This is a genomic window from Pseudocoprococcus catus (assembly GCF_019734885.1).
Lineage (GTDB): Bacteria > Bacillota > Clostridia > Lachnospirales > Lachnospiraceae > Coprococcus_A > Coprococcus_A catus.
On the sequence record NZ_JAAXCM010000007.1, the window covers coordinates 1 to 4,500 of the forward strand.

6 protein-coding genes are annotated in these 4,500 nt (G+C 48.7%); all 6 read left to right on the forward strand.

Going from position 1 to position 4,500, the window contains the following annotated elements; translation table 11 throughout:
* The first annotated feature begins 133 nt into the window (after window positions 1-133).
* The 6 genes from HED67_RS00810 to HED67_RS00835 all read left to right on the forward strand — a co-directional run bounded on the left by HED67_RS00810 (window position 134) and on the right by HED67_RS00835 (window position 4,382).
* Complete coding sequence (locus HED67_RS00810) at window positions 134-475, forward strand: DeoR family transcriptional regulator (RefSeq protein WP_006873175.1); 342 nt, start codon at window positions 134-136, stop codon at window positions 473-475.
* Window positions 468-764: a DUF3847 domain-containing protein gene (locus HED67_RS00815; protein ID WP_009296086.1), complete on the forward strand. Its 297-nt coding sequence runs from the start codon at window positions 468-470 to the stop codon at window positions 762-764. Before HED67_RS00810 ends, HED67_RS00815 begins: the two co-directional genes overlap by 8 nt.
* A gap of 311 nt (window positions 765-1,075) precedes the next feature.
* Entirely contained in the window at window positions 1,076-1,330 is a 255-nt protein-coding gene (locus HED67_RS00820) for a CPCC family cysteine-rich protein (protein ID WP_006575072.1), read from the forward strand.
* 57 nt (window positions 1,331-1,387) lie between these two features.
* Window positions 1,388-1,897 (forward strand): hypothetical protein, encoded by a 510-nt coding sequence (locus HED67_RS00825; protein ID WP_006873177.1) that lies wholly within the window; start codon window positions 1,388-1,390, stop codon window positions 1,895-1,897.
* A 194-nt stretch (window positions 1,898-2,091) separates the two neighbouring features.
* A complete protein-coding gene (mobQ, locus tag HED67_RS00830) occupies window positions 2,092-3,672 on the forward strand; it encodes a MobQ family relaxase (protein WP_221717230.1) in 1,581 nt (526 codons plus the stop codon).
* 65 nt (window positions 3,673-3,737) lie between these two features.
* On the forward strand, window positions 3,738-4,382 hold the full coding sequence (locus HED67_RS00835) for a CHC2 zinc finger domain-containing protein (RefSeq protein WP_221717231.1): 645 nt from the start codon (window positions 3,738-3,740) through the stop codon (window positions 4,380-4,382).
* Window positions 4,383-4,500: the final 118 nt, after the last annotated feature.

The window sequence follows — 4,500 nt, forward strand, 5'->3', positions numbered from 1 at the left end:
ACCGGGGGCGTGTCACTTACAACGAATTATGCCGGAAATGCCAGCATGGGTGCAAGCAGAGCTTCCGGGCGGTTGTGATTGACTGCCCCCGTTATTTATCCAAACGATCAAAGAAAAAGGAGGAACACACCGAATGAATTTTGAATTTATGACGATAGACACACCATTGCCGCCCTGTATGCCATTTCCCAGAGCGTTGACAGGATTTCCAGTCAGCAGCACCGCAAAGGTCATGTACTGCCGGATGCTGGACGCTATGCTATCCAAAGGGCAGGAGGACGAGAACGGAATCCTGTTTGTCTGCTTCCCTGTCACAGCCATTGCCGCAGTCCTGTCCCGCAGTCCCATGACGGTCAAGCGTTCTCTGAATGAACTGGAAAACGCCGGACTTATCATGCGGGTGCGTCAGGGCGTGGGAGAACCGAATAGGATTTATGTGCTGATACCGGGAAAGGAGGACGCTGCCCTTGCCTGATACCTCGAAGCTGGAAAAGCTCAACCGGGAGCTGGAGAAAAGCGAAAAGAAACTGCGGAAAGCCATCAATGATGAAAAGGCATTGCAGCACCAGTTAAAGCAGCTTACCCGAAAGGAACGGACGCACCGGCTCTGCACTCGTGGCGGTATGCTGGAAAGTTTTCTGCAAGAGCCGGAACGCCTGACAGATGATGATGTCATGCTGTTGTTGAAACTCATTTTTCACAGGCAGGACACGCAGGAACTATTGAAAAAAATGCTGGAACGGGAGAAGCCGGAAACCCCTTAGTTTACTAAGGGCGCAATTATACACCACCCAGAGGTTGGTGCATTGCGTTCTCCGAAGGCTCCTCGCCGGAGAGCTGTGATTTTCCGCAGTCATGGTCTGCTCCAAATCAAACAGGGGACGCTACGCTTCCCCTGCGCTGGCTGCCGCCAGCTACCCTTTTGTGGACTTGCCTGTTGGGGACACCTTGCGGTGCAAGCTGTTCCCAGCCGACAAGTTTCATAAAATATGCTATCTTTTCGATAATCGATGAAGTATAATAAAGTCAGAAATAAATCAGGAATTTGAGGTCAAGGCTTAAACGTGAGGTTTATATGAAAAAATACCAATGTCCTTGCTGCGGATATTTTACCTATAATGTTCCGGCAAATGAAGATTGTGGGTATATTTGCCCCGTTTGTTTTTGGGAGAATGACCCGTTCATTGCTTCTGATAACGAACCAAGCGACTCTAATCATGGAATAACGCTAAAAGAAGCGAAATCCAATTTCTCAAAATTTGGTGCTTGTGAAAAAGAAATGTTATGTTATGTCCGACCACCAAGAGATGATGAAAAAGAAATTTCATAGCGACAACTTCCAACTTGTAGAACTGAAAAATTAGAAGTTGTAAAGGAGTGTGATAAAATGGAAACACTTTTTGACCAATACAAAGAACTGAATATAAATGGCTCTTTGATTTGTCTTGAACAAGTTGAAGATATTTATTCTTACTTCTGCTATCCGACCAATGCAAAGGCAATAGGTTTTGAAGGAAGTATTATGTATTGCTTTATTGAGCCGTATGGGGAAATGGTTTTTGCCTGCAATCCTGATACTTGTGCAGATGTTTTTGTTTATCCACTGGCAAGAACCTTTGAGGATTTTATGAGACTTATTCTTGCTTGTGGTTCTACTAATCCTATTGAGCAGATTATTTGGATGGACAAAGACAAATTTGAAAAACACCTCAAAGAGGAAGAAGCAATCCGCACAGAGGAACAGAAAGCGACATTAAGTTATCTTGAAACAGAATTAGAAATTTCCCCTATTGATAACCCTTATGACTATGTAAAAGAACTGCAATCTCGCTTTGACAATAGTGGCATTGAGTATAGTGATGAATACTATGATGTTTTGGGGATTGATAGAAAATAACAACAAATAAATTCCAGTTCGTCAGCTTCACATCGGGTCAACTTGTCCCGAACTTTTACAACTAAATACCCGCCGCCCACACAGCGGCACACCGAGCAGGAAATCTGAAAGAAAGGTTTCCTGCTTTTTTTCTGTCCAAAATGAGGTGGTAAAACGCCACCCCATCCACCAATTACCGAAAGGAGGGACACGAAATGCCCTGTCCACACAACGAAATCACGATTGTTCAGCGCAGTCAGCGGCAGTCTGCGGTTGCCGCCGCTGCTTACCAAAGCGGCGAAAAGCTGTTCTGTGAATACGACCAGCAAGTGAAGCACTACCCGGAAAAGCGTGGCATCGTCCACAATGAAATCCTGCTCCCGGCAAATGCCCCGCCGGAGTATGCAGACCGCAATACCCTATGGAACGCCGCCGAAGCGGTGGAGAAGCAATGGAACTCCCAGCTTGCAAGGCGGTGGGTGCTTACCATCCCCAGAGAGATACCGCCTGACCAGTACGCTGTCCTTGTACGGGAGTTTTGTGAGCAGCAGTTTGTTTCCAAAGGCATGGTCGTTGACTTTGCCATCCATGACCCCCATCCGCCGGGACACAATCCCCACGCCCATGTCTTGCTCACTATGAGGGCAATGGACGAACATGGGAAATGGCTTCCCAAGAGCCGCAAGGTTTATGACCTTGATGAAAACGGGGAACGGATAAAGCTGCCGTCCGGCAGGTGGAAAAGCCATAAAGAAGATACGGTTGACTGGAACGACCAGAAGTATTGTGAAATCTGGCGGCATGAATGGGAGGTCATCCAGAACCGCTATCTGGAAGCCAATGACCGCCCGGAGCGTGTGGACTTGCGTTCCTATGCCAGACAGGGGCTTGATATAGTCCCCACTGTCCATGAGGGTGCTGCTGTCCGGCAGATGGAAAAGCGTGGTATCCAGACGAATATCGGAAACCTGAACCGGGAAATCAGAGCCGCCAACAGTCTGATGAAGTCTATCAGGCAGCTTATCCAAAACCTCAAAGGCTGGATTACCGAGCTGGGCGAAAAACGGAAAGAGCTGCTTGCACAAAAAGCAGCGGAGGAAGCGACACTTCTTCCCAATCTGCTGATGAAGTATATGGAGATACGAAAGGAAGAACGGAAGGACTGGACAAGGGCTGGACAGAACCGGGGGACTTCACAGGACTTAAAGGCAGTCAGCGAAGCCCTGTCCTATCTTCGGCAAAAGGGGCTTTCCACTGTGGAGGACTTAGAAGCATTTCTGGAATCTTCCGGGAAATCAGCCGCAGATTACCGCAATCAGATGAAGCCAAAGGAAGCCCGCAGCAAAGTGATTGACGGGATTCTTGCCAGCCAGACAGCCTGCAAGGAATGTAAGCCTGTCTATGAGAAGTACCAGAAGATATTTTTTAAGAAAACAAAGGAGAAATTCAAACAGGAACACCCGGAGGTTGCCCGGTATGCGAAAGCCGCCGCCTACCTTGCCAAGCACCCAGACGATAAGGACAGTACCCAAAAGGAGCTGCAAGAGGAGCAGGAAAAACTTCTGGAAGAAATCGCAGAGCTGAAAGTACCACTGACCGAGGTACAGGAGGATTTGAAGAAGCTGCGGGACATCCGCTACTGGGTACGGAAAGCCACCCCCGGCACAGAAGAAAGCAAAGAGCCGCCCAAGAAGCAGCCCATCAAAGAAGTCTTGCAGGATAAGGCAGACGAGAAAAAAGCACAAAGAACTGTCCCGGCACAGACGAAACACAAACAACAGGATATGGAACTTTAACAGGCACTTGCCATTTTCAATCAGAGAATGTCAGGTGCTTTTCTTATTTTCAAGGAGGGACAGATTTGAATGTATTTGAAGCTGTGAAGCAGTCCGTCACAACAAGACAGGCTGCGGAGCATTATGGAATCCATGTAGGTCGGAACGGGATGGCTTGCTGTCCGTTCCATAACGATAAAACCCCAAGCATGAAGCTGGATCGGCGTTACCACTGCTTCGGCTGCGGTGCGGATGGGGATGTGATTGATTTTGCCGCCGCCCTGTATGGGCTGGGAAAGAAAGAAGCCGCCGTACAACTGGCACAGGACTTCGGGCTTTCCTATGAGGACTGGAAACCGCCGGGAAAGGCAAAAAAGCCCAAGTCCCGGCAGAAATCCCCGGAGGAACAGTTTCAGGAAGCAAAAAACCATTGCTTCCGTATCCTTGCCGATTATCTCCACCTACTCCGAGTGTGGAGAAAGGAATATGCCCCGTACTCCCCAGAGGAAATCTTTCATCCCCGGTTTGTGGAAGCCTTACAGAAGCAAGACCAAGTGGAATATCTGCTGGATGTGTTGCTGTTCGGGGAGATGGAGGAAAAAGCGGCTTTGATTACGGACTACGGAAAGGATGTGATACAGCTTGAACAGCGAATGGCAGAGCTTGCAGCCGCAGACGCAGCAAGAACTAAAAAACACCATGAACGCCATGCAGCCGCCCCAGAGCGTTGAGGAAATCAAGGCGGGGCTGGAAACCACCGAGAAAGGCGGTATCCGTCAGAGCATACGGAACTGCCTGACCGTATTCCAGCGTGACCCGCTGCTTTCCGGGGCTATCGCATACAACATC